The sequence below is a fragment of the Rhodococcus sp. EPR-147 genome, from assembly GCF_001647185.1.
Classification (GTDB): Bacteria; Actinomycetota; Actinomycetes; order Mycobacteriales; family Mycobacteriaceae; genus Rhodococcoides.
Genome location: NZ_LVCU01000517.1, coordinates 1 through 4,203, shown reverse-complemented (window position 1 = coordinate 4,203; position 4,203 = coordinate 1). Strand labels below are relative to the sequence as shown.

At 64.0% G+C, this 4,203-nt stretch carries 2 protein-coding genes and 1 pseudogene; 1 reads left to right on the top strand and 2 read right to left on the bottom strand.

Going from position 1 to position 4,203, the window contains the following annotated elements; all coding sequences use genetic code 11:
* Nucleotides 1–409: pseudogene (locus tag A2J02_RS28435) on the top strand (hypothetical protein); the annotation flags it as partial.
* Between the two features lie 134 nt (nt 410–543).
* Here the strand turns inward: A2J02_RS28435 and A2J02_RS22250 are convergent.
* Together A2J02_RS22250 and A2J02_RS22245 are read right to left on the bottom strand one after the other, a co-directional pair.
* Nucleotides 544–3,084 (bottom strand): ATP-dependent Clp protease ATP-binding subunit, encoded by a 2,541-nt coding sequence (locus A2J02_RS22250; RefSeq protein WP_068053699.1) that lies wholly within the window; start codon nt 3,082–3,084, stop codon nt 544–546.
* A gap of 275 nt (nt 3,085–3,359) precedes the next feature.
* Nucleotides 3,360–4,203: amino acid--tRNA ligase-related protein (locus A2J02_RS22245; protein ID WP_331712157.1), on the bottom strand; the 844-nt coding region annotated here is incomplete at its 5' end.

The following is a 4,203-nucleotide window of genomic DNA, read 5'->3' as shown; positions in this document are numbered from 1 at the left end:
ATACGGCGAACTCGACGCCGACAGCCTTGCCTCCGCGGCCCGCTCCCTCGTACTCACCCGACTCGGTATCGACGAACCCCGCGCCGCCGGACTCGGTCTCTACGAGATAGCCCTGATCGGATCGACTGCACTCGCGATGTTGTTGGCGATATGTGTCACGAGAACCCTGCTCGGATTCGGAGCCGCTCCCGGAAGATGGGCACTCGCGCGTGTTCTGACTGCCCTCGGCGCAGGCGGACTGCTGTACTTCTCACTGCCCGCACTCGCCGGAGCACCGATCTCGACCCTGGCCCGCTGGGCTCCTGACATCGCGCTGCTGTTCTGGATCCTGCTCGCCGAACTTGCTGTGATCGCTGTTGCCCTCGGCGCTCGGGTCTGGATCAATGCGCCTTTGTTGCAGTCTGACTGACTGGAAGCCACATTGATCCCCAAAGGGGTTGGGGTGGTAGCCGGACCGACGGGGCGGGCGAACGGGGACGGGCGGACACACGACAACGGGCGACCCTCCGAGGAGGATCGCCCGTTGGTTGGGATTGGTGAAACTTACTCGCTGTCGCTGTCTCCGGTGGCCTTGGCCAGGTCGACCGGGACCTCGTCGGGGACGATGATGGCTTTCTTCTCGCCGCGGAACGTGAACTTCGCGTCCTCGCCTGCGCCTTCGCCGTCCCAGTTCTCGACGTCGACCAGGATGATCTGGCCGGCTTCGATTTCGCCGAAGAGGATCTTCTCCGACAACGCGTCCTCGATCTCGCGCTGGATGGTGCGACGCAGTGGCCGCGCACCCAGGACGGGGTCGAATCCGCGCTTGGCCAGCAACGACTTGGCCTTCTCGGTGACCTCGATCGCCATGTCCTTGTTCTTGAGCGCACCTTCGACTCGGTTGAGCATGAGATCGACCATCTGGATGATCTCGTCGCGCGTGAGCTGGTGGAACACGACGATGTCGTCGATGCGGTTCAGGAACTCGGGGCGGAAATGCTTCTTCAGCTCGTCGTTGACCTTGAGCTTCATCCGCTCGTAGTTCGAGCCGGTGCCTTCACCCGAGGAGAAGCCGAGGCCCACTGCCTTCGAGATGTCTGCGGTACCGAGGTTCGAGGTGAAGATCAGCACGGTGTTCTTGAAGTCGACCGTGCGTCCCTGGCCGTCGGTGAGACGCCCGTCTTCGAGCACCTGCAGGAGCGTGTTGTACATCTCCGAGTGGGCCTTCTCGATCTCGTCGAACAGCACGACAGAGAACGGCTTGCGGCGGACCTTCTCGGTGAGCTGGCCACCCTCTTCGTAGCCGACGTATCCGGGAGGAGCACCGAACAGACGCGACGCGGTGAAGCGGTCGTGGAACTCGCCCATGTCGATCTGGATCAGCGCGTCGTCCTCGCCGAAGAGGAAGTTCGCGAGAGCCTTCGACAGCTCGGTCTTACCGACACCGGACGGGCCGGCGAAGATGAACGAGCCCGACGGACGCTTCGGGTCCTTCAGACCTGCACGGGTACGACGGATCGCCTTGGAGACGGCCTTGACTGCCTCGACCTGGCCGATGATCCGCTTGTGCAGCTCGTCTTCCATGCGGAGCAGACGAGTGGTCTCCTCCTCGGTGAGCTTGAAGACGGGGATGCCGGTCCAGTTCCCCAGAACCTCGGCGATCTGCTCGTCGTCCACCTCGGCAATGACGTCGAGGTCGCCCGAGCGCCACTGCTTCTCGCGCTCGGCACGCTGACCGACGAGGGTCTTCTCCTTGTCGCGCAGGTTCGCAGCCTTCTCGAAGTCCTGTGCGTCGATGGCCGATTCCTTCTCCCGGCGTGCGTCGGCGATCTTGTCGTCGAACTCACGCAGGTCTGGCGGCGCGGTCATCCGGCGGATGCGCATCCGCGCGCCCGCCTCGTCGATGAGGTCGATTGCCTTGTCGGGCAGGAACCGATCGTTGATGTACCGGTCGGCCAACGTGGCGGCCGCGACGAGGGCACCGTCGGTGATCGAGACGCGGTGGTGTGCCTCGTAGCGATCGCGCAGACCCTTGAGGATCTCGATGGTGTGCTCGACGGTCGGCTCGCCGACCTGGACGGGCTGGAAACGACGCTCGAGGGCGGCGTCCTTCTCGATGTACTTGCGGTACTCGTCGAGGGTGGTGGCACCGATGGTCTGCAGTTCGCCACGAGCCAGCTTCGGCTTGAGGATCGACGCTGCGTCGATGGCACCTTCGGCGGCACCTGCGCCGACGAGCGTGTGCAGCTCGTCGATGAACAGGATGATGTCGCCGCGGGTGTTGATCTCCTTGAGCACCTTCTTCAGGCGCTCCTCGAAGTCACCGCGGTAACGGCTGCCGGCCACGAGCGAGCCGAGGTCGAGGGTGTAGAGCTGCTTGTCCTTGAGCGTTTCGGGAACCTCGCCGTTGACGATGGCCTGCGCGAGGCCCTCGACGACTGCGGTCTTACCGACACCGGGCTCACCGATGAGGACGGGGTTGTTCTTGGTACGACGCGAGAGCACCTGCATGACGCGCTCGATTTCCTTCGCGCGACCGATGACCGGGTCGAGCTTGCCCTCGAGCGCGGCCTGCGTCAGGTTGCGACCGAACTGGTCGAGGACCAGCGACGTCGACGGGGTGCCCGCCTCGCCGCGGCCACTGCCGGACTCGCTGGGCTCCTTGCCCTGGTAACCCGAGAGCAGCTGGATGACCTGCTGGCGCACGCGGTTGAGGTCGGCTCCGAGCTTGACCAGAACCTGAGCTGCGACGCCTTCGCCTTCGCGGATCAGTCCCAGCAGAATGTGCTCGGTGCCGATGTAGTTGTGGCCGAGCTGCAGTGCTTCACGCAGACTGAGCTCGAGTACTTTCTTGGCGCGCGGGGTGAACGGAATGTGACCGGACGGAGCCTGCTGGCCCTGGCCGATGATTTCCTCTACCTGGCTGCGTACTCCTTCGAGGGAGATGCCCAGCGACTCGAGAGACTTGGCTGCGACGCCTTCGCCCTCGTGGATGAGGCCGAGCAGAATGTGCTCCGTGCCGATGTAGTTGTGGTTGAGCATCCGGGCTTCTTCTTGAGCCAGGACGACAACACGCCGCGCGCGATCGGTGAACCTCTCGAACATCGCTCTCCCTCACTTCTTGGCGGGTGGTTGCTCGCCCGCCAGTTCTTCTAGCGCTGCAGTGTCCATAACACTGCGGTCGCTTGTGCATTTGAAGGTAAGACTGCTTCTCACTGTAGTTGGCCGACGTTACGAACGCCGACCCTCCACCCCTGAAATGCTGCGCAACCGCCCACTCGAACGGACTTCCGTGGCTGCTTACTGTTCATAACGCAGGCACTATGCAAAACGTTTCCCATCGGCTGTCCGCTGCTGGCGAACAGTCCTTTACCGTCCGATCAGGCCTGGGACGGCTTGACGATCGGAAACAGGATCGTTTCGCGGATGCCGAGGCCGGTCAGCGCCATCAACAAACGGTCGATGCCCATGCCGGTTCCTGTGGTCGGCGGCATGCCCTGCTCCATCGCGGCGAGGAAGTCCTCGTCGAGCACCATGGCCTCGTCGTCGCCGGCGGCGGCCTGACGGGCCTGATCCTCGAAACGCTCGCGCTGGATGATCGGATCGACCAGCTCGGAGTAGCCGGTGGCCAGCTCGAACCCACGGACGTACAGGTCCCACTTCTCGGTGACGCCGGGCTTGCTGCGGTGCTGACGCGTCAGCGGGGACGTCTCGACCGGAAAGTCGCGGACGAACGTGGGCTCGGTCAACGCGTCGCCCACCTGGTGTTCCCACAGCTCCTCGACGAGCTTGCCGTGACCGTAGATCGGGACGCCGTCCTTGCGCGGCACCTCGACGCCCACCTTGTCGGCGATCGCGAGCAGCTCGTCGACGGTGGTGTCGGGGGTGACGTCGAATCCGAGCGATTCCGACAGCGACGGGTACATCTCGAGCGTCGTCCAGTCGCCGCCGAGGTCGTAGGTGGTGCCGTCGGGCAGCGTCACGACCGTGGATCCGAGCGCGGCCATGGCCACTTCCTGAACCAGCTCACGGGTCATCTTCGCCGAATCGTCGTACGTGCCGTAGGCCTCGTACGTCTCGAGCATCGCGAATTCCGGCGAGTGGGAGGAGTCGGCACCTTCGTTTCGGAAGTTGCGGTTGATCTCGAAGACCTTCTCGATGCCGCCGACGACGCAGCGCTTGAGGAACAGCTCCGGTGCGATGCGGAGGTAGAGATCGGTGTCC

What these genes read in the sequence shown, in the direction of transcription:
- A2J02_RS22250 (WP_068053699.1), bottom strand. Translation starts at nt 3,084, where the DNA reads ATGTTCGAGAGGTTCACCGATCGCGCGCGGCGTGTTGTCGTCCTGGCT.